Source organism: Vibrio sp. Y2-5, from assembly GCF_014596725.1.
Taxonomy (GTDB): Bacteria; Pseudomonadota; Gammaproteobacteria; order Enterobacterales; family Vibrionaceae; genus Vibrio.
This window is the reverse complement of the sequence record NZ_JACVEG010000010.1, coordinates 127544-148136: the sequence shown is the minus strand read 5'-3', so window position 1 is coordinate 148136 and position 20593 is coordinate 127544. Positions and strand designations below refer to the sequence as shown.

Genomic DNA, 20593 nt, shown 5'->3' with positions numbered 1-20593 from the left:
CTCCGCCTTCGATGGTTCGAATCCGTCCCCCTCCACCATATACAGAAAAGCCAGCTCATTGAGCTGGCTTTTTTCATTTCAGAATACTCTAACAATATCAGAGCATTAGAGCAAAAGAACAAGCCCCTATAAAAGGGGCTTGTGTTTATTGAGACTACAGGGGGTGCTCAATCAAAATGACTCTGGTTTCGTAAGCTCTTAACCTTTGCTTATATTCAACCTTATGATTATCAATGTCTGAATAATTGCCGATAAGATAACGTGCATTATTGAGCTCAAGTTCTTGCGGCAATTCACACTCTGCGTCAGCACCATAGTAGTTGTTCAAACACACCAGCGTCTGTGTAGCGCTGCGTCTTTGATAAGCAAAAATGGCTTCGTGCTCGGGCAGTAAGTCTTGATAATCACCGTCGCTAATAACGGTAATATCCTTTCTCAACTGAATTAACTTTTGATAGTAATAAAATACCGAATCCTCATCACTTAAAGCTTGTTCTGCATTGATTTGGGGATAATTGCTGGCGACAGAAATCCAAGGTTCTCCCGCACTGAAACCTGCATATCGGCTACTATTCCATTGCATTGGCGTTCTGGAATTATCACGAGATTTCTGCGCCAGAATTGCCAACATATCCGCTTCAGTGACACCTTTCTGCTTGATCATAATCTCGTACATATTGGTGCTTTCAACATCTCGGTATTGCGAAATAGAGGTATAACCCGGGTTTGTCATACCAAGTTCTTCACCTTGGTAGATATAAGGCGTGCCTTGCATCATATGCACTGACGTTGCGAGCATTTTGGCCGACTCAATACGGTACTCACTATCATTACCTAAACGACTGACCACTCGGGGTTGATCGTGATTACACCAGAACAGTGCTCCCCAACCTTTCCCATTCAAGCCTGTTTGCCAATGGTTAAATACCTGCTTGAGTTGTATAAAATCAAAGGGGGCTTTGGTCCACTTTTCACCATTGGGGTAATCCGCTTTCAGGTGGTGGAAGTTAAACACCATAGACAACTCTTTGTTATCTAATGAAGAATATTGCTGGCAATGATCCAATGCCGTCGACGACATTTCTCCCACAGTAACACTGCCATACTTTTGGAAAACGTCTCGGCTGATTTCTTGTAAAAACTCATGCACACGTGGGCCATCAGTATAAAAACGACGACCGTCCCCCTCCTCGTCGTTTGGAAAATCCTGTTGTTTGGAAATCAGGTTAATCACATCCAAACGAAAGCCGTCCACACCTTTCTCAGCCCAGAAGCTGATCACTTCTTTTACTTCGTCCCGAACCAGAGGATTTTCCCAGTTCAGATCCGCCTGCTCTTTAGCGAACAGATGCAAGTAATATTGGTTAGACTTTTCATCATATTCCCAAGCACTGCCACCAAACTTCGACTGCCAGTTATTCGGCGCTTTGCCATCGACTGGAGACTTCCAAATGTAGTAGTCACGATAAGGGCTAGCTTTATCTGCCAACGCAGACTGAAACCACATGTGCTGTGTCGAAGTATGATTAACAACAATATCCATAATGATGCGAATGCCTTTCTGATGAGCCAGATCAAGCAGGTTATCGAAGTCATTCATGGTGCCAAAATCAGGATTGATCGAGTAGTAATCCGCGATGTCGTAACCGTTATCAATCATTGGTGACTGATACACAGGCGTTAACCAGATGGCATCAATGCCCAGAGTTTTCAGATAATCCAGTTTAGAAATAATGCCTTGGATATCTCCGGTTCCTTTCGCGCCGCTGTCACAGAAGCTCTTAGGGTAAATTTGATAGATCGATGCGGTTTTCCACCAGTCGGATTCACTATTAGCAAAGGCCATTCTTTTCTCACTTACCAAAAATCAAAAATAGAAAAAGAGTGGCAAAAAGCCACTCATAAAAACGCTATGCCGAAGCGGTTGATAAAACACCTTTGCCTTGCGCACGCTTGTACATCACTAAAGTCAGCGCCGCTGGAACCACAATCGCGACCAACATTGCAACAAGGTAGATACTCCAGTACTGAGGCTGGATAGATAAGATGCCCGGCAAACCACCCACACCGATACCATTCGCCATTACACCAGCACTACCACATACTGCCGCAGCCAGAGCACTACCAATCATTGCGCATAGCATTGGGAACTTATATTTGAGGTTGATACCGTACATTGCAGGTTCTGTTACCCCTAAATAAGCAGAAATTGCCGCTGGTACAGAAATATCGCGCTCTCCATGTTTCTTACTGATCAGAATGATGCCGACAACAGCTGAAGCCTGAGCGATGTTAGAAAGGGCAATTAAAGGCCAAATTGGTGTGCCGCCTAGCTCTTGCATCAACTGTAAATCAACAGCGTTGGTGGTGTGGTGAATACCTGTGATCACCAGTGGTGCGTACAAGAAACCAAATATCATTGAGCCCAGTACCGCGAAATCACCCGTCATTGCAGCTTTGGCAGCAAAAGCAACGCCATTGCCTAATATACGGCCGAACGGTCCAATTAAGGTATGCGCTAAGATGACAGCCAGAATTAATGATACAAACGGTACAACAACCAGATAGAGATAAGCTGGAACCACTCGTTTTAAGCTGTTTTCAATAAAGGCAAGCACCACACCCGCTAAAATCGCGGGGATAACCTGAGCTTGATAACCCACTTTTTCAATCACAAACAGGCCAAAATCCCACACTTCTGGTACTTGTTTACCAATCAGATAAGCATTCATCAGTTGAGGGGAAACCAGTGTTACACCTAAAGTGATACCAAGAATTGGCGTCCCACCTAACTTCTTCACCGTTGACCAACAGACACCAACTGGCAGGAAGAAGAAAATAGCTTCACCGATTAACCATAGGAATGAGTGAACACTTGCCCAGAATTGACTGATTTCCGTTAAAGTCTGACCGTCGAACATCTTGATGTCGCCAATCACATTACGGAAACCCAAGATCAAACCACCGGTAATAATCGCAGGAAGTAGCGGTACAAAAATTTCTGCAAGATGGGAGATACCGCGTTCCAAAAGATTCATGTTTTGGCGTGCTGCGAGCTTCGCATCTTCTTTTGAAGCTCCAGATTGACCTGTAATATCCAACAGCACTTTAAATACTTGGTCGACTTCAGTACCGATCACTACTTGGAATTGCCCTGCGTTAGTAAAACAACCTTTCACTAAACTCAGCGATTCCAAACCTTTCTTATCAGCCTTTTCTGGTTCATTTAATACAAATCGTAAACGTGTTAGGCAGTGGCTAACACTGGCGATATTTTCACTACCACCAACCAATTCAACAAGACGTTTTACATCTTGTCTCACTATCTTACTCATACCCTTGTCCACCCTGTTACTTATAGCTTTTATATTAGTTGAAATGACAATGGGAACATTCCCACCGAATTTTAAGTATAGTGGCACATACAATTCAGACTTAAAATGGGAACAGTCCCATAAATTGAGAACGATCACATTAGGCGGTGTTTTTATCAACAAATGATAAGCAACGTTTTACGTAGTCAAGAAGAGAAATGATCAGAGGAAAGGTATTTAAGACGAGAAAGAATTTTCTCGCCCTATTGGTTAATATCGATGGCGCTCAGATGGCAGGAGCTTGAGTGAGATGCACCAGATCTTGAACTTCCCCACTGAGATGGGAAATGAGCAGATTCGCCGCCTGTGATCCAGCCTGCCGATAACCGGGATCAACACTGTAGACTTTTGGGAACAAGAAAGTTAGCAACTCATTACCACCGACACCTGTCACCACAACATCTTCACGTTGACACTCTTGCAAGCGCTTAATCACGCCTAAAGCTAAAGTATCACTGGCACAGACGATAGCTTGCGTATTTTCGGATAACACCTGGTCAACCAGTTGATAAGCACTTTCATGTTTTAATTTACCCGTTTGATAACAGGGCGTGATTTGTTGTTCCTGACACCAATCTAAATAGGCTTGCAAACGCATTTCACCCGTAGTGGCATCTTGAGGATCGACGCCGATAAAGCTGACTTGCTTTAACCCTTGCAGCTTAACGTAATCCAACGCCTGATTAATGATACCAGTATTATCGTAGTTAATTGAGGAAACCTGCTCTGAATGAGTGGCTATTACCACTGATTTCAGCTGCCAAGGTACCAAAGCTTGCGCATCTAAATCCGTAAAGCCAAAAATGATCACCCCGTCCACATTGCGCTTGAGCAATACGTCCAAATGTTCATTAGTTTTCTGTCGGTCAAACTGGCTCTCCATGATCACAACGTCATAACCATGAGCGTAAAAAATCTCAAGCATGCTGCTGACAGAACGGTTTTCTGAAGGCGAATCAAGGCGAGAAATAATCACACCGATGACTTTCTGGCTACCGCCACGCATTGACTGTGCCGATTTAGAAGGGACATATCCAGATTCAGCAATAACCCGCTCGACCTTCTCACGAGTTTCAGGTTTCACTTTTGGATCATTGGTAAGTACACGAGAAACGGTAGATTTACCGACTCCGGAAAGTTTAGCAATATCAAGGATAGTGAGTTTTTTGCTCATGAAATACGGTCTGCAAGGTGATAAAAGCGGTGGAAAACCACCGCACTACTTCTTCTCAAGGCCATATATAAGCAAAATTTCACTCAATCCGGCAAGTTTTATAAATAATACCTTTGACTTCTAACCTAGCATCCTCACCTTTCGTGAACAAGGTAACAGGATTAACCACCGCTGAGGTATGATCATCCAATATGTACTTTTCTCCAGAGCCAGAAGGAATACGAACCAAGCGATATAGACTTTCAGAGGTTTTTAATACTGCGTTTTCTGATGATACATAAGCGACATCAAATTGCTTTTCATCGTCACAGACGTAATGTTGAAAATCACTGTCCCTAACTTTAAGCCCATCAACTTCAGTTGAACTTGAACACGCCGTTAGTGCAGTCAAGGGTAGCGCCATCAAGCAGAATGCGAACACGATATCCTTTCTATTCATGATGATTCTCTCTTCAAATGATAAAAAAGGTCGCCTAAGCGACCTCTCAATACCACTCCCAGCAATGTATAAACTACCGATTACTAGTAATGGTATTATTTACGCTCTTTTAAATAGTTAGGCACATCACGCAAACTGTCCAGTACAACCGTGGCTAAACTTTCACCTTTTTCAGTTACAGGCTTGCCTGTACGCACTAAGATCTTGGTTCCGACACCAGCGGCTTCAGCGGCCATCATGTCTTCCGCTTTGTCTCCTACCATTACAGAGTTCGCCATATCGATCTTCAGGAAATCACGTGCAGAGATAAACATACCCGGCTTTGGCTTACGGCAGTCACAGTCTTCTTTATACTTACCTTCACCATGGTCTGGATGGTGAGGACAATAGTAAATACCATCAAGCTCAACGCCGTTATCAACGAAATTCCAGTCCATCCACTGTGTTAATGACAGAAAGCGATCTTCACTGAACATTCCACGAGCAATACCCGACTGGTTGGTCACCAAGACAAGTAGATAGCCCATTTCTTGCAGCTTTTTCGCGGCTTCAAATACACCGTCGATAAACTCAAAATCATGTTCGTCGCTTACATAGCCATGATCGACATTGATTACGCCGTCACGATCTAAAAACACAGCTGGTTTCGCCAAAATATTCATCTCTTTAAAGTCAAACTACGGGAATTATTGCACGCTTTATTTCTTTCATCACTATCTAATTACTTAACAGTATCACGCCAATGACCATTTAGACGTCTAGACGTAAAAATATCTATTGACTTGAACTGAGTTAAGCCATAGCATCCTCTACCAAGTTAGAACGAGTTAAATATTTTATTCTGTTGTTGCTACTGTTTTAGTAATAGATAGGTAACTCGTTACAAAACAACCAAGATTTATCCCTGCGCAGGTTTTTCAATGATTGAGATTAGTCACGTCAACAAGGTCTTCTATCAAGGCACAAAAGAAATCAATGCTTTAAAAGACATCAACCTTAACATCCAACAAGGCACGATCTTCGGTGTTATTGGCTCATCAGGTGCGGGTAAAAGTACCCTGATTCGTTGTGTGAACATGTTAGAGCGCCCAACTAACGGTAGCGTTATTGTTGATGGTGTTGACCTAACTAAGCTGAGCTCGAAGCAATTGAGCGAAGCACGCCGCAACATCGGCATGATTTTCCAGCATTTTAATCTGCTTTCTTCACGCACTGTGTTTGAAAACGTAGCTCTGCCATTAGAGCTTGCAGGTCAAAGTATTAGTCATATTGAGAAGAAAGTTTCTGAACTTCTTCAATTGGTTGGCTTGGCAGAGAAACGTGATACTTATCCATCCAATCTAAGTGGTGGTCAAAAGCAACGTGTAGCGATAGCTCGTGCTCTGGCGTCAGATCCAAAAGTACTACTGTGCGATGAAGCAACCAGTGCTCTCGATCCTGCGACGACGCAGTCAATCCTTGAACTTTTGAAAGAGATTAACCGCAAGTTAAACATTACTATCTTGTTGATTACTCACGAGATGGATGTTGTAAAAAGTATATGTCACCAAGTGGCTATCATCGGTGACGGTGAATTAGTAGAGAAAGGTTCTGTGGGTGACATTTTTGCTCATCCGAAAACGGAACTTGCTCATCAGTTCATTCGTTCAACGCTGGATTTATCGATTCCTGATGATTACCAAGTACGTTTGCAGCCAACACGAGTTGAAGGCAGTTACCCATTAGTGCGTTTGGAATTTACTGGCGCAACTGTTGATGCACCGTTGATGTCGCAAATTTCGCGCAAATTCAACATTGATGTCAGCATCTTAAGTTCCGATCTTGATTACGCTGGCGGTGTGAAATTCGGCATGATGGTAGCGGAAATTTTCGGTAATGAAGAAAACGATAATGCTGCAATTCAATACCTTCGTGACAACAAAGTAAAAGTAGAGGTGCTTGGTTATGTCCTTTAATACCATTGCTAATTGGTTATCACTAAACGGTGACCTGCTTTTAACAGCAACTTGGCAGACATTGTATATGGTAGCTGTTGCTGGCGCTATTGGCTTCGCGCTGGGTATTCCACTGGGCGTTATTCTGCACACGACTAAAAAAGGTGGTTTGCTAGAAAACACTAAGTTAAACGGCATACTTGGCGCAATCGTCAACATTGGCCGTTCAGTACCGTTTCTTGTATTGATGGTAGCGATTATCCCAGTAACCAAATTGCTTGTGGGTACGTTCATTGGCACAACAGCAGCAATCGTACCTTTAACTATCGGCGCAATTCCTTTTGTTGCGCGTTTGATTGAAGGGGCATTGTTGGAAGTTCCAACGGGTCTTGTTGAAGCTGCACAATCTATGGGTGCAACACCAATGCAAATTATTCGCAAGGTGCTGTTACCAGAAGCAATGCCGACCATTCTTAACTCTGTAACCATCACGCTCGTGACTCTTGTCAGTTACTCAGCGATGGCAGGCACAGTGGGCGGTGGCGGCCTAGGTGATGTGGCTATTCGTTACGGCTTCCACCGTTACGATGTTGTGATAATGGCAGTAACTGTTGTCATGCTTATTGTTCTAGTACAAATAATTCAATCAATCGGTGATGCATTCGTACGCCGCGTTGATCACAGATAAAAACGATATAAGAATTTCTAACAAGGAGATTATCATGAAATTCAATCTTAAAAGTTTACTGACCATTGCTGCTGCGGCATCTGCGCTTGTGCTAGCTGGCTGTGGTGATAAAGAAGCGGATACGAGTAAAGTAAAAATCGGTGTTATTGCAGGTGCTGAAGCTCAAGTAGCAGAAGTGGCAGCGAAAATTGCAAAAGACAAATATAACCTAGATGTTGAACTTGTCACTTTCACTGATTACGTAACACCAAACGCTGCGCTTGATGATGGTTCAATCGATGCAAACGCATTCCAACACAAGCCATACTTAGATCAACAAATCGCTGACCGTGGTTACAAACTGGCTATTGCAGGTAACACGTTTGTTTACCCAATCGCAGGCTATTCTAAACAAGTAAAATCTGTTGATGAGATCAAAGACGGCGACCGTATTGCTGTACCAAACGATCCAACAAACCTAGGTCGCTCTCTTCTACTTCTTGAGCAACAAGGTCTGATCAAACTACGTGAAGACGTAGGTCTGCTGGCGACTGTTCGTGATATCGTAGAAAACCCTAAAAACATCAAGATTGTTGAACTAGACGCCGCTCAACTTCCACGTTCTCTTGATGACGTAGCGCTTTCTATCATCAACACAACTTACGCAAGCTCTATCAACCTGACTCCAGAGAAAGATGGTATCTTCGTAGAAAACAAAGAATCACCATACGTGAACTTGCTTGTTGCTCGTGAAGACAACGTAAACTCTGAAAATGTACAAACCTTCCTAAAAGCGTACCAAACAGATGAAGTAGCTAAAGCTGCATCTGACATCTTCCAAGGTGGCGCGGTTAAAGGCTGGTAATCGATAACCTTTTCGTTATCACTATCTGTTAAAAAATACTAACAGTTATCGAAAATACTAAGGGCTCCGATTGGAGCCCTTTTGCTTTTTAAACCCGATATTTTGATATCGACTACTTCAGATGATCCCACGAAATATTGGATACGATTCGGCAACTATCACATTTGAAATAAAAGATATCATGCAGAGGTTCATCCAATAGCCATTCCCCACCACACTTAGGGCAAGAGCGGGCTTTTTCATCCGCCAAGCTTTTACCACCAACACGATATTGGTAGTAGTAAGTCGGTATTTTAGTAATGTATTCAATACGTTTACTTAAGTCCCAACCTCGACGGAATAAGTCACTGTCTACATCGCAAATCTCTTTCAACGCAGCATGTTCCGCTTTGCAACCACCAGCCATCTGTAACTCGTCACACGCCTGCCACTCTGTCTGCCATTTAACAACAGCCTTATGATCGCCATTAAACGTCGCTTCATTGCGATAAAGAGGAATCGGCAACAAGGTTTCACCGCTGCGCAGCGGTGAACAGGTGTGAACATAAGTGGTATAGAGAACTTGCCAGCTTGGCGTTTCTTCTTCCGCCGCTTGCTCTGAATTGATATCTCGACCAAGCAAGCGAAACTTAGGAGCCAGTAAACACGCATCCGCAAGTCGGTTAAAACACACTTTAACAAAATCAGAATGGTTCTTTGGATGGAGGCTGTCTTTTTCCGGACAAACTGCTCTAACACAAAATTCGCCGTCGCCCATCACGATGGGAAACTCACGTCCTAACACCTGACCGTTGTAACGCAGCGCGTCCATTAATCCATTGATCGCTTTATCTACCGCGGTAATAGTAGTGTTATCAAAACATTCAAACTCAAGCTCAACAACGTACATTATGCGTTTACCTCTGGCTCAAGTTGCAGCAGAAAGCTAGCAACATCGTCACTGAGCACTTGGCGGTTATCTGTGCCTAATTTTTCGAGAATAACGTTGCCAGTCAGATTACAAATCGATACCACTTCCATTTCATCGTCAGTGGTTGCAATAAATACCGTTGGTTTCTGTTTCAAACGACGCTGCATGACCAAATGACCAAGAATGTTTTCTTGCAAACGCTCATAATCCTCATCACTCCAAACTTGCAATAAATTAAGCGCATTACCCTTCCAACTCGCAGCCATATCCGCACTGTATTGAATACCGTAAAAAGCATGAATATCTTCATGCAAAGCAATCTCAATACCGTTCTCGACATTAGTAAGATCAGCGGCTTCATCTCTGACCACAGGTTGCCAATACACACTATGCTCAAACTTTTGCTCAACGCATGGTGAAGCCCAGTCCACTAACTCTTCATTTTCAGGTAAGTGTTGGTGTGCGGCCTGATAAGCATCTAGATAGCGTTGACTAAAAGTATGTAAGGCTTCTGCAACAGAATGCGCCATGAAAATCTCCACTGTTCAAATTCGATTAAGCTAACTAGCAGCCCTTTGATGACACAGGCTGCGGTATTGCGTAAAATTCTGCCTATTCTAATCGAATTAAGCATTAAGTATGAGCAAATATTCCGATGCCAAAGAGTTAGCAGGTCTGACTTTAGGTAAAAAAACCGATTACTCACATCAGTATGACCCAACACTACTGCAACCTGTTCCACGTAGATTAAACCGTGATGACCTGAATTTAGGTAGTGAACTGCCGTTTAAAGGCTGTGATATATGGACGCTTTATGAGTTGTCTTGGTTGAACACCAAAGGTCTGCCACAAGTGGCTATTGGTGAAGTTGCGATTCCCGCTACCAGTGCAAATTTAATTGAGTCGAAGTCGTTCAAACTTTATCTGAACAGCTTTAATCAAACTAAATTTGAAAACTGGCAACAGGTTGAACAACATTTGATTACGGATCTCTCTGCTTGTGCTGGTGAAACCGTTGAGGTTAAGGTCAAGCCTTTAAGTGATTACACGGCAGAGCCTATTGTCACAATGAAAGGCGATTGTATTGACGATCAAGACATCGAAATTGATAGTTATGATTTCGACCAATCACTGCTAGAAGGTTCTGTGGAAGAAACGTTTGTTAGCGAAACTCTTCATAGCCACCTTTTGAAATCAAACTGTCTGATCACCAATCAGCCTGACTGGGGCAACGTTGAAATTGAGTATCGTGGTCCAAAAATTAACCGTGAAGCGCTTTTACGTTATATAGTCTCTTTCCGTGAACACAATGAGTTCCATGAGCAATGTGTTGAGCGTATATTTACTGACATCACTCGCTTCTGTAAACCAGAGCAACTGACTGTATTTGCACGTTATACTCGACGTGGTGGGCTGGATATCAACCCGTTCCGTTCAACAGAACAAGCCGCTCCACAAGACAACAAACGTATGGCTCGCCAATAAAAAGGACACAATTCAGGATGGGATGTATTCGCTGGAAGTGTTGGTTTTCTCTAGCTCTTTTCTTTATTTCACTATTTTCACAAGCGGCACCGTATTCTTCACCGACGCTAAATGAAGCTGAAAGCCTGATAGAAATATCGCCACAACAAGCTAAAGAACTCACAAGTGAGTACTTAACCGTAAGGAAGATGGCGGAGAAATCCGAGCAAAACCCATCCACCGTTGCAAGGGACGAAACGGATAGTCGTCTGCGTACGCCTGCGAGCACAGTCGACGCGATGAAGATCCTCGCGCAAGCCGAGTTCAATCTCGGCTATCCAATTGCCGCATTCCGCCTATTAGATGACGCTTTTAAAACCACGCAGGAATTCAACCTTCCCTATTTACAGTTGGAAATTCAGTTATTGCAAGTTCGCTTGCGTTGGCTGGACAGCAACGATGTAAATGCTGCGCGTGAAAAGCTACGTGGCATTACTCAACAGTACGAATCCATCAGAAGCAAAGAGTTTCCTGCACGAGGAATAGGCTACAAAATTAAGTTGTTGCGAGCTGAAATTGCATCTAAAGCTGATGATGTTGAACTGGCAGAGAAGCTGTTTATCGAACTGAAGCAAGACCTGGAGTTTATCCAGTCTGAAGATACAAAGATCGACTATCACATCATTGTTGGCAGTCACTATTTAAACCATGGGCGTTACAACCTAGCTCTATCTGAGCTGCTAATTGCTTACTGGAGCGCTATTGAGTCCAATTCCAGCGCCAGACTTGCAAGAGCCAACACTTTGCTTGCTCAGTTATTCTTTGAGCGCCGCGTACTCGACAAAGCGCTTGTTCATTTGTCGGAAGCGGCAGATTTTTATGATAACTATGAGAAATCACCTAAGCTTGCCATTGTGTTAAAACGCATGGGGGATGTTTACTTCGATTTAGGAAAGTACAACCTTGCCTTGGTGAGTTATTTCAACGTTATTGACCATGAAAGTAACAACAACAATATCGAAAGTGTTATCGAGACTCGATTAAGTCTGGCTGCGACTTACATTCATCTTTATAACTACCCGCTCGCAGAACAGTATTTACAACGTGCTGAAGACCTTCTTCAGTATGCGGATATCCCTCGCCTAAAAGGAAAAGCCGCGCTGCTGAATGCAGGGCTAGCCTTTCATCAACATCGCAGTGAGCAGGTTATCCTTAATGCACAGAAAGCATTAACCATCAGCAAGTCCATTGGCAGTCAAGATATTGAACAACAAGCCTATCGCCTGCTCTCTCAAGGCTATGAGCAAATTGGTCAACATTCTCTCGCGTTGGAAGCAATGAAGCACAGTTATGTGTTGGAAAGTCTTCATCAGGAGAAACTCAATCAAATCAGCGAAGATGCTTTCCGTCAGCAAAAAGAGTTCGTCGAGCAAACTCTGCACTTAGTGGGTCAAGAAAAAGAACTCAAAGAGACTAAACGCCAATATTCAAAGTTACAAAAATTGACCTTTAGCCTGTTTATTGTGGCGGGAGCATTATTTTTATTAGTTTTACGTCGTAGTTACGTTATCCAGACTCAAAACGAAGAGATTGAAGAACTCAATACTAACTTATTTACTCACTCTCGCTCACGTCTGCGTAACTTACGTATGTTGAATGCAAAACTTCCGAAATCCCTGCAAAGAAGCAGTCAAAATTTTGAGCTTTGGCATGTCGGTGAGCTAATCCATGAACCGCTGAATGACCGTCTTCGCTTCGCCATGATTGATGTGCCATTCCTGCGCAATATGTATCTTCAACATGGTTATACCGCTGGCTTAGAACTAGAAAGAGCGTTTGGTGAATACATAAAATCTAAAATTGATGAACCAACAAGGCTCTATCATTTTTCTGATTCAAACTTACTCTTTATCGAGCCGAGCATCGATAGAGATAGTCCTCCAGAAGAGATGTTTGAGAAGATTCAACAGTGGATTCGAGAGTTTCAGCCTGAGCGCAAAATTAACCGAATCATTCGAATGGGAATAGCTGATTACCCATTTTTACCAAGAGCCTATACGGCAATTAATGACAAAGAATTGTTGGATATTCTGTTGATGGCAACCAGTGCTGCGCGCGAACTCAGCATGAAGGAAAACTGCTCTCATTGGGTCTATTTGAAAGCGATTGATAATGCCCCTGCGGCCAGTTTTGCATCGAACAATATGCGAAAATCCTGCAAACACGCCATCAATCAAGGTTTGATAAAAGTGCACTCATCTCACAATAATGAGGAGAATATCAAAAAAATATTAAAAGATGGTTAGTTCCCAGCCGATTAACAAAGAGATACGATGACGTATCAAATAAATTTGCTATTATCGACAGATTAATAAGTAGGATTTAAATCTCCCTAAATATTTAGCATTTTTATAAATGGGCGCATTAGAGCAAGATATCCAGATTCAGTTACACCAACTCAAAATGCAGTTGGAACAGACGCGTTTAACACATAGGGATAACTCGCTCAAATATAAACTAGAGCAAAAAGTCCTTAAACGAATCGTCGCATCACTTAGTCTTGCCTGTAAGGGCGAGGATAGTCGTCTCAACCAAAATTTGGTCGAATTACGAGAAGCGATTGAGCAGCAGCAAGATGTCAGCATTTTAATTCCTCGCTTGGCCGTATTGGAGCGCATGTTGAAGAAGCAAACGTTAGACACCGAAAAGCAGAACCAACATTTAGATGAACAGGTAAAGCATAGCGGTGAAGTATTACTACGCATCCCTGGTTTACCATCTAAAATCAAACGCGATCTTCGTGATATTCTCAGTTTTTCAACTGGGCAGAATCTGTCTAAAGTTGAGCAAGCTTTACACCTTCTCACCATCTATGAACGCTCAATCAAAATCATCACGTCAAATCCCAATGCCGTGGTTGAAGAGCTGACTCAAAGTGCTGATAAAGAAATACTTCTTAAGTTAAACGAAGAGTTACAACAGCTTATCACTGAGCTTGATTTTGAAGGTGAATCCGGAGACTTACTGAGTGACATTCGGGCTAAGCTGCTGATCGGAGTTAGTACACAAGTTTTACTCGAACTGACTCTAGAAGTGCTGAAGCTGGTTGTTGCCGGCACCAACTACGAAAGAAAGACATCTGAAAAGTTTCTTGAGCAGGTGAACGCTTCTTTGTCCACCAGCCTAAAAAGTTCTTCCCTGAACGTTGAACAGAGCCACAACTATTTTGAACACCGCAAAGATATGCATAGAGAACTGAGTTCTCTGGTCTCAAGAAGTCAAACTGCGGTACGAGATGGTACTGAAATCAACGCTCTTAAAAACACTTTAAATCCATTAATGAGCGAATTAGCCTCACTCTCTGAACGACTGACACTGGCAGAAGCTCGTGAACAAGCGCTCATTGAGCGTATGGATTACACCAAAAACCAAATGGAAACCCTTTACGAAGTGACGCAAGATTATCGTCGTCGCTTAGAAGATCAAGCTCAGCGCATGTTGCAGGATCCGCTCACCAAAGTGTACAACCGCACTGCCTTTAATGATCGTCTAGAGCTTGAATACCGCCGTTGGATTCGCGCACAACACAACCTTCGAGTGGTTATGCTCGACATCGACAAATTCAAAGTCATCAATGACAGTTTTGGTTATACCGCAGGTGATAAAGCACTGAAAATTATCGCTCGTACTATCAAGAACAACATTGAAGATACTGATACTGTAGCGCGCTTTTCTGGTGAAGAGTTCGTACTGTTGCTGCCAGAGCGTTCTGACTCAGAGTGCTACCAAATTGTGCAAAAAATACAGCGTAGCATTTCCCATTTACCGTTTAAGTTCCGTGATAAAAACATCACTATCACACTAAGCGCGGCAAGTACCTTATTCAAAGACTCCGATTCGCCAGAAATTGTTCTTGAACGCTTACACATTGCGCTGAATAACGGGAAAAAATTTGGTCCAAACCAGATTACTTGGAAATAAGTCCAAACAAGCCAAGTAAACAAAAGTAAATTGCACAATTTTCAAGCAAACACACTAGAATTACACGATACACATCACAGTTTATAGAGTATCGTGTTCTCCTTCCTACACAAACCACACTAGATTGAAACTTGAAATATCAATAAGTTAGCATATTGATACTGATGTACTGCTCAAGAACCGGATTTGCTGTCTTTATTCGCGTCTACACCTCTTTTCTAAGCATAAAAATAACAGCGGTTAAAGAGGCTCTCGAATTTCCTGTGCAACTTTCTGAACACCTATTCGTCTTGATTGGTATATGATGTGCTATCTCCACTAGCGTTTAATTAAGGTCAATATGACCTTCTTTCCCTCTAAATTAAGGAGGCTCTCATGATCACTCAAGTCAGCCCGGCTGGGAGTATGGATTTACTCTCACAACTGGAAGTAGAACGATTAAAAAAAACTGCATCCAGTGATCTTTACCAGCTGTACCGCAACTGTAGCCTAGCGGTACTGAACTCTGGAAGCCATACCGATAACTCAAAAGAACTGTTAGACAAATACAGAAATTTTGATATCACAGTGATGCGTCGTGAACGTGGTGTAAAACTGGAACTCACCAATCCTCCAGAACACGCGTTTGTTGATGGACACATCATCAAAGGGATACAAGAACATCTGTTTTCAGTGCTGCGCGATATTGTTTACGTCAATATGCACATAGCAGAAGGGCAAAAACTTAATCTCACCAACTCAACACATATCACTAACTTAGTGTTTGGTATTTTGCGCAACTCAGGAGCCTTAATTCCAGGTATTACGCCAAATTTGGTGGTGTGCTGGGGCGGTCACTCAATCAATCCGATTGAATACCAATACACCCGTGAAGTCGGTAATGAGCTCGGCTTACGTGAGCTGAATATCTGTACCGGATGTGGTCCAGGCGCAATGGAAGGACCAATGAAAGGCGCGGCGATTGGTCACGCTAAGCAACGCTACGCAGATAAGCGCTATATCGGCTTAACCGAGCCTTCAATCATCGCAGCAGAGCCGCCAAACCCAATCGTCACGGAACTGATCATCATGCCAGATATTGAAAAACGCTTGGAAGCGTTTGTTCGAATGGCGCACGGCATCATCATCTTCCCCGGTGGACCTGGAACAGCTGAAGAACTGCTTTACTTACTGGGTATCATGATGCATCCGGACAACGCAACTCAGCCGATGCCCATCGTATTAACCGGGCCGAAAGAGAGCGAAGAGTATTTCCGTTCTATTGATGAATTTATTGGTGAAACGTTAGGCCCAGAAGCCCAGAAACACTACACCATAGTGATTGATGACCCAGCGGAAGCCGCTCGTATCATGAAAAATGCCATGCCGAAAATTCGTCAGCAACGTAAAGACAACGAAGATGCCTATAGCTTTAACTGGTCATTGAAAATTGAACCTGAGTTTCAGCTTCCATTTGAACCGAATCATGAAAACATGGCTAACTTAGATTTACATCTTAACCAACGACCTGAGGTTTTGGCTGCGAATTTACGTCAAGCGTTCTCCGGTATCGTTGCGGGTAACGTGAAGGCGGAAGGTATTCGAGAAATCGAACGTCATGGTCCTTTCACTCTCCATGGCGATCCTAAGTTAATGAAGAAGATGGATAAGCTACTAAAAGACTTCGTTGAACAAGATCGTATGAAGCTTCCGGGAGGAAGTGCTTATGTCCCTTGTTATCGGATAGAAAGTTAACCAGTGAGAACCAAAAACTACCTACGGTAGTAATCTCATTGAATTTCATTAGAATAAGGGGCAATCGCTCCTTATTTTTTGTGTTTTATGTCTATTCATCTTGTCATTATTGATGCTCTTAACCTCATTCGCCGCGTTCACTCTGCGCAGCCAGACCCTAATGATATAGAGCGAACCATAAACACAACCACTCGAACTCTCGCACGTATAATCAGCGAATCAGAGCCTACGCATATAATTGCTGTTTTTGATCACCATCTGCAGGACCGAGGATGGCGAGCAGAGCTATTGCCAACTTATAAAGAAGGCCGTAAACCGATGCCGGAACCTTTACAGCAAGGATTAGATCGTATTCAGCAAGCTTGGTGGGAATTAGGAATCGACTCACTGCTTTCAGAAGGTGATGAAGCCGATGATTTGGTCGCAACACTGGCGTGCAAGGTGGCCAGCCATAATGAGAAAGTCACCATCATTTCCACCGATAAAGGCTATTGCCAATTGCTCTCTCCTACCTTGCAAATCAGAGATTATTTCCAGCATCGTTGGCTGGATGCGCCTTTTATTGAAAAGGAATTTGGAGTTAAGCCTTCACAACTTGCGGATTACTGGGGATTAACTGGCATTAGCTCAAGCCAAGTACCCGGTGTTGCTGGAATAGGCCCAAAAGCCGCCAAAGAGATCCTGACTCAGTTTTCTAGCATTGAAGAAGCCTTTGCGAGTTCGGAACTCGCCGCAAAATATCGCAAAAAGCTCGACGAACATATTGAAATGGCACGTATCTGCAAACAGATATCCACGCTAAAAACCGACATTGAGCTTGGCTTTAATCTTCAAGATATTCGTTTTAATAAAGAGCAATAAACACAAAACGCGCTTAAAGCGCGTTTTTGAGTGATAACAAACTCGATACTCGTCAATACAGAATTTCGGAATGAAATATCTGGAATGACGGCACTAAACCAATTTCTTTAGTGTGGAGAGATCGTTTTTAACGTCTGCACATGCACCGTAATTTCTTCACGATCATGATATAGATGTTTCGCCTGAAGCTTAAACTTGACGTTATGATCTTTTAAGAAAATCTTTAAGTTCTCAATATCTTGCAGCACTTCATCGTAACGGCCTTTCATTGGCAGTTTAAGGTTAAAGATCGCTTCTTTCGCCCAACCGCTAATGATCCACTCCCCCATCAACTGAGCAACACGAGAAGGCTTTTCGATCATGTCGCAAACCAGCCAAGTCACGTTTTTACGTGGCGGCTCAAATTTGAAACCATCAACCATATGATGTTTAACCTGACCAGTTTCCATCAAACTATCTGCCATCATGCCGTTATCGATAGCATGAACGAACATAGAGCGCTTCACTAATTGATATGTCCAGCCACCTGGACAAGCGCCTAAATCAACCGCCCACATGCCAGAAGCTAAACGGTCATCCCACTCTTCACGAGGAATAAATACATGAAACGCTTCTTCAAGCTTAAGTGTTGATCGACTCGGCGCATCCGCTGGGAATTTCAAACGCGGAATACCCATAAAGAACTTAGAGTTGTTCTGAGTGTATGAGTAACCGACAAAACAGTGACCAGATTTAACAAAACATACGTGCAAAACAGGTTTTTTAGCATTGTCTTTTGCCGTGAGAACACCTTTACCACGTAGTGCTTGGCGTAGTGGCACTGTGAACTTACGGCAGAATTTAAGCAGTTCTTTCGCTTCATTGGTATCTGGCGTTTCGACGCGAACATCGCCACACAGTGGAAATGCTTCGATGTCACTAAGTTCAGATAAAATTGGCGAGATACGGTCTTCTGCCGGCAAAGCCGTAAACTCAGCAGCCACAGCAAACATCTGGCGAGAGAAAATCAGCGCCTGAAAATCAATGTTCTTGATCAGTTTATCTGCATCGCCGTCTTGGTAGCACTCAAACAACACGTAGCCTGAATTATTAACGACACGAGGGAAACCAAAAACCTCAAGTTGGGTTGCTTTATCTTGGATCTCGCCTGCGCACTCTTTTTCAAAGCCCGCACGACAATAGAGCATCACTTGTTTCACTGTTTCACCTCATCAAAATTTATGGCAGCCAGAACAAACATCACCCAACCAATCATAAAGAGTAGCCCCCCCATTGGAGTAATTGGCCCGAACCACTTTATACCTGTCAGTGCTAGCGCATATAAGCTGCCACTAAAACAAAAGATGCCGATGATAAAGCAAATCGCCGCACGGCTAAAATATTTTTGTGCTTTTTCACTGCGACACAAAACCAGTAAAATGCCACAAACAATCAAGGCTGCCGCATGAATAAACTGATACTGAACCCCTGTTTGGAACACATCTAACTGATAAGGCGTGACATAGGCTTTTAGACCGTGGGCCGCAAAAGCCCCCAGAGCAACCGCAATACCAGAAAACAAGCCACCAAAGGTGAGCAAATACTTACTTTTCATTGTTCAGATCCAAAATAAATTGAGTTAAATGTTCTACGGCAAGAGCAATATTGCCAGTTTCAGTATGACCAGATGACTTTCGAGGTTTGAAACTGTGGTCACCATCGGGGATGAATTCAATCTTTACTTGGTTGCTAAACTTGAAGCTTAAACACTCTTCTCGATTACCAAAGGTATCTCGCTCCCCTTGCAAAATCAGACAAGGTTTCTCTAATGAAGCCAGATGCTCGCCCTTGTATTTATCAATTTTACCCGGAGGATGAAAAGGAAAGCCCAAACAAGCAATGCCTTTGACCATAGGATTCTCGCTTAGCATCGAAGCCATTCTGCCGCCCATAGATTTACCGCCGATGACTATCGGTTGAGACGAATGCTCTTCAATGATCTGCTCGAATGCTTCCAGAAGCTTGGGCGCTCTATCTGGCGGTCGACGTTTACCGTCTTCAGCTCGTTTTACCATATAAGGGAAGTTAAAACGTACAACACGAATTCCCTTATCAACGAGCCCTTTTGTCACTTGCGACATGAACTCGTGGTCCATATCTGCACCAGCACCATGGGCAAAAATAAACAGAGGGGAGTTCTCCTCCCCCTCTATTCTTACGCTATTCATCTAATATGACCTCTTGTTCGCTACGTGCTTTCTTCAGCATCCAGTCGCGGAATGTCGCGATACGTCCCATATCCGCTTGCTTCTCATGACAAACCACATAGAAGGCGTTCTTTGTCATTAACACTTCATCAAACGGAGCCACAAGGCGGCCAGCATCGAGTTCTGGTTGTGCCAATACGTTATTACCCAAAGCAATGCCTTGCCCGTGAACCGCCGCTTGCAGCACCATGGTTGAATGGCTAAAAATCGGCCCATGATTCACGTTAACACCGTCGATGTGGTTCTCTTTAGCGAACTGTTTCCAGTCTCGACGCGAAGTATCGTGTAACAAAGTGTGTAGAGGAAGATCGTTTAATGAGCGCAATGGCTTTTGACCCAACAACAAAGAAGGCGAACAAAGAGGAATCAAAAACTCTTGGTAAAGTTTGTCTGCACGTAAACCGGGCCAATGACCTCGGCCATAGTAGATAGCGACGTCCACATCATCGGTCAGCGAGCCTTCTTCCATATCGACCGCTTTAATGCGTACATCAATATCCGGTTGCTGCTGATTAAAATCAGCAAGCCGAGGCACTAACCACTGAATCGCAAAGCTTGGAGGAAGACTGATGGTCAACGCACCTTTTTCACTACGTTCCAATAACTTATCTGTCGCTTCAGCCAATGAACCAAAGATATCTTTGATGTCCAGAAAATACGCTTGCCCTTCTTCGGTCAGCAACAAAGAGCGATTACGACGACGAAAAAGCTTTAAGCCGAGAAACTCTTCAAGAGCTTTAATTTGATGACTCACAGCGGCTTGAGTCACAAAAAGCTCTTCTGCTGCGCGCGTAAAACTCAAATGACGAGCGGCGGCTTCGAACACTTTCAGGGAGTTCAATGGAGGTAATCGTCGGGACATGGTTCAATCCTATGTATTGTTCCAAATAATCATTAGTTTTTTTTATCTGAAACATTATAAATTGTCCGTTGCTAACCAGCCA

General features: G+C 43.3%; 19 protein-coding genes. 8 read left to right on the top strand and 11 right to left on the bottom strand.

The window, feature by feature from the left end; translation table 11 throughout:
- Positions 1-154: 154 nt before the first annotated feature.
- From treC to gmhB, 5 genes are all read right to left on the bottom strand, one after another.
- On the bottom strand, positions 155-1846 hold the full coding sequence (gene treC / locus HUO09_RS19255) for an alpha,alpha-phosphotrehalase (protein WP_188235041.1): 1692 nt from the start codon (positions 1844-1846) through the stop codon (positions 155-157).
- A gap of 64 nt (positions 1847-1910) precedes the next feature.
- Positions 1911-3335, bottom strand: a complete 1425-nt coding sequence (treB, locus tag HUO09_RS19250; protein WP_188235040.1) for a PTS trehalose transporter subunit IIBC — start codon at positions 3333-3335, stop codon at positions 1911-1913.
- A 265-nt stretch (positions 3336-3600) separates the two neighbouring features.
- The gene (gene treR / locus HUO09_RS19245) at positions 3601-4548 is read right to left on the bottom strand and encodes a trehalose operon repressor TreR (RefSeq protein WP_188235039.1); all 948 of its coding nucleotides are present in this window, start codon (positions 4546-4548) and stop codon (positions 3601-3603) included.
- Between the two features lie 79 nt (positions 4549-4627).
- Positions 4628-4987 carry an MliC family protein gene (locus HUO09_RS19240; RefSeq protein ID WP_223159498.1) on the bottom strand — a complete coding sequence of 120 codons (360 nt, stop codon included), beginning with the start codon at positions 4985-4987 and terminating at the stop codon, positions 4628-4630.
- A 95-nt stretch (positions 4988-5082) separates the two neighbouring features.
- Positions 5083-5640 (bottom strand): D-glycero-beta-D-manno-heptose 1,7-bisphosphate 7-phosphatase, encoded by a 558-nt coding sequence (gmhB, locus tag HUO09_RS19235; protein ID WP_188235038.1) that lies wholly within the window; start codon positions 5638-5640, stop codon positions 5083-5085.
- A gap of 267 nt (positions 5641-5907) precedes the next feature.
- On the opposite strand from gmhB, the gene metN reads away from it, so the two are divergent.
- From metN to HUO09_RS19220, 3 genes are read left to right on the top strand one after another with little or no spacing between them, the layout of a single operon-like run.
- Positions 5908-6942, top strand: a complete 1035-nt coding sequence (metN, locus tag HUO09_RS19230) for a methionine ABC transporter ATP-binding protein MetN (protein WP_167412989.1) — start codon at positions 5908-5910, stop codon at positions 6940-6942.
- The gene (locus HUO09_RS19225; RefSeq protein ID WP_167412988.1) at positions 6932-7609 is read left to right on the top strand and encodes a methionine ABC transporter permease; all 678 of its coding nucleotides are present in this window, start codon (positions 6932-6934) and stop codon (positions 7607-7609) included. Before metN ends, HUO09_RS19225 begins: the two co-directional genes overlap by 11 nt.
- Before the next feature lie 34 nt (positions 7610-7643).
- Positions 7644-8453 carry a MetQ/NlpA family lipoprotein gene (locus HUO09_RS19220; RefSeq protein ID WP_167412987.1) on the top strand — a complete coding sequence of 270 codons (810 nt, stop codon included), beginning with the start codon at positions 7644-7646 and terminating at the stop codon, positions 8451-8453.
- 112 nt (positions 8454-8565) lie between these two features.
- Here HUO09_RS19220 and HUO09_RS19215 read toward each other — a convergent pair whose 3' ends face one another.
- On the bottom strand, positions 8566-9342 hold the full coding sequence (locus HUO09_RS19215) for a Zn-ribbon-containing protein (RefSeq protein WP_188235037.1): 777 nt from the start codon (positions 9340-9342) through the stop codon (positions 8566-8568).
- Entirely contained in the window at positions 9342-9893 is a 552-nt protein-coding gene (syd, locus tag HUO09_RS19210) for a SecY-interacting protein (RefSeq protein ID WP_188235036.1), read from the bottom strand. The genes HUO09_RS19215 and syd overlap by 1 nt, the downstream gene beginning before the upstream one ends.
- A gap of 109 nt (positions 9894-10002) precedes the next feature.
- Here syd and queF point away from each other — a divergent pair, with 109 nt between their 5' ends.
- The 5 genes from queF to xni all read left to right on the top strand — a co-directional run bounded on the left by queF (position 10003) and on the right by xni (position 17403).
- On the top strand, positions 10003-10848 hold the full coding sequence (gene queF / locus HUO09_RS19205; protein WP_188235035.1) for an NADPH-dependent 7-cyano-7-deazaguanine reductase QueF: 846 nt from the start codon (positions 10003-10005) through the stop codon (positions 10846-10848).
- A gap of 26 nt (positions 10849-10874) precedes the next feature.
- A complete protein-coding gene (locus HUO09_RS19200) occupies positions 10875-13133 on the top strand; it encodes a tetratricopeptide repeat protein (RefSeq protein ID WP_188235043.1) in 2259 nt (752 codons plus the stop codon).
- A gap of 109 nt (positions 13134-13242) precedes the next feature.
- A complete protein-coding gene (locus tag HUO09_RS19195) occupies positions 13243-14808 on the top strand; it encodes a GGDEF domain-containing protein (protein WP_188235034.1) in 1566 nt (521 codons plus the stop codon).
- Positions 14809-15183: 375 nt separating this feature from the next.
- The gene (ppnN, locus tag HUO09_RS19190) at positions 15184-16542 is read left to right on the top strand and encodes a nucleotide 5'-monophosphate nucleosidase PpnN (protein ID WP_167412981.1); all 1359 of its coding nucleotides are present in this window, start codon (positions 15184-15186) and stop codon (positions 16540-16542) included.
- Positions 16543-16629: 87 nt separating this feature from the next.
- On the top strand, positions 16630-17403 hold the full coding sequence (gene xni / locus HUO09_RS19185; protein ID WP_167412980.1) for a flap endonuclease Xni: 774 nt from the start codon (positions 16630-16632) through the stop codon (positions 17401-17403).
- A gap of 107 nt (positions 17404-17510) precedes the next feature.
- On the opposite strand, the gene rlmM is transcribed toward xni, so the two are convergent.
- From rlmM to HUO09_RS19165, 4 genes are read right to left on the bottom strand one after another with little or no spacing between them, the layout of a single operon-like run.
- Complete coding sequence (gene rlmM, locus HUO09_RS19180) at positions 17511-18602, bottom strand: 23S rRNA (cytidine(2498)-2'-O)-methyltransferase RlmM (protein WP_167412979.1); 1092 nt, start codon at positions 18600-18602, stop codon at positions 17511-17513.
- Positions 18599-18997, bottom strand: coding sequence for a DUF423 domain-containing protein (locus HUO09_RS19175; RefSeq protein WP_167412978.1), 399 nt, complete (start codon positions 18995-18997; stop codon positions 18599-18601). Before HUO09_RS19175 ends, rlmM begins: the two co-directional genes overlap by 4 nt.
- Positions 18987-19610, bottom strand: coding sequence for an alpha/beta family hydrolase (locus HUO09_RS19170; protein ID WP_188235033.1), 624 nt, complete (start codon positions 19608-19610; stop codon positions 18987-18989). The genes HUO09_RS19175 and HUO09_RS19170 overlap by 11 nt, the downstream gene beginning before the upstream one ends.
- Complete coding sequence (locus HUO09_RS19165) at positions 19603-20511, bottom strand: transcriptional regulator GcvA (RefSeq protein ID WP_167412976.1); 909 nt, start codon at positions 20509-20511, stop codon at positions 19603-19605. Before HUO09_RS19165 ends, HUO09_RS19170 begins: the two co-directional genes overlap by 8 nt.
- Between the last annotated feature and the right edge of the window lie 82 nt (positions 20512-20593).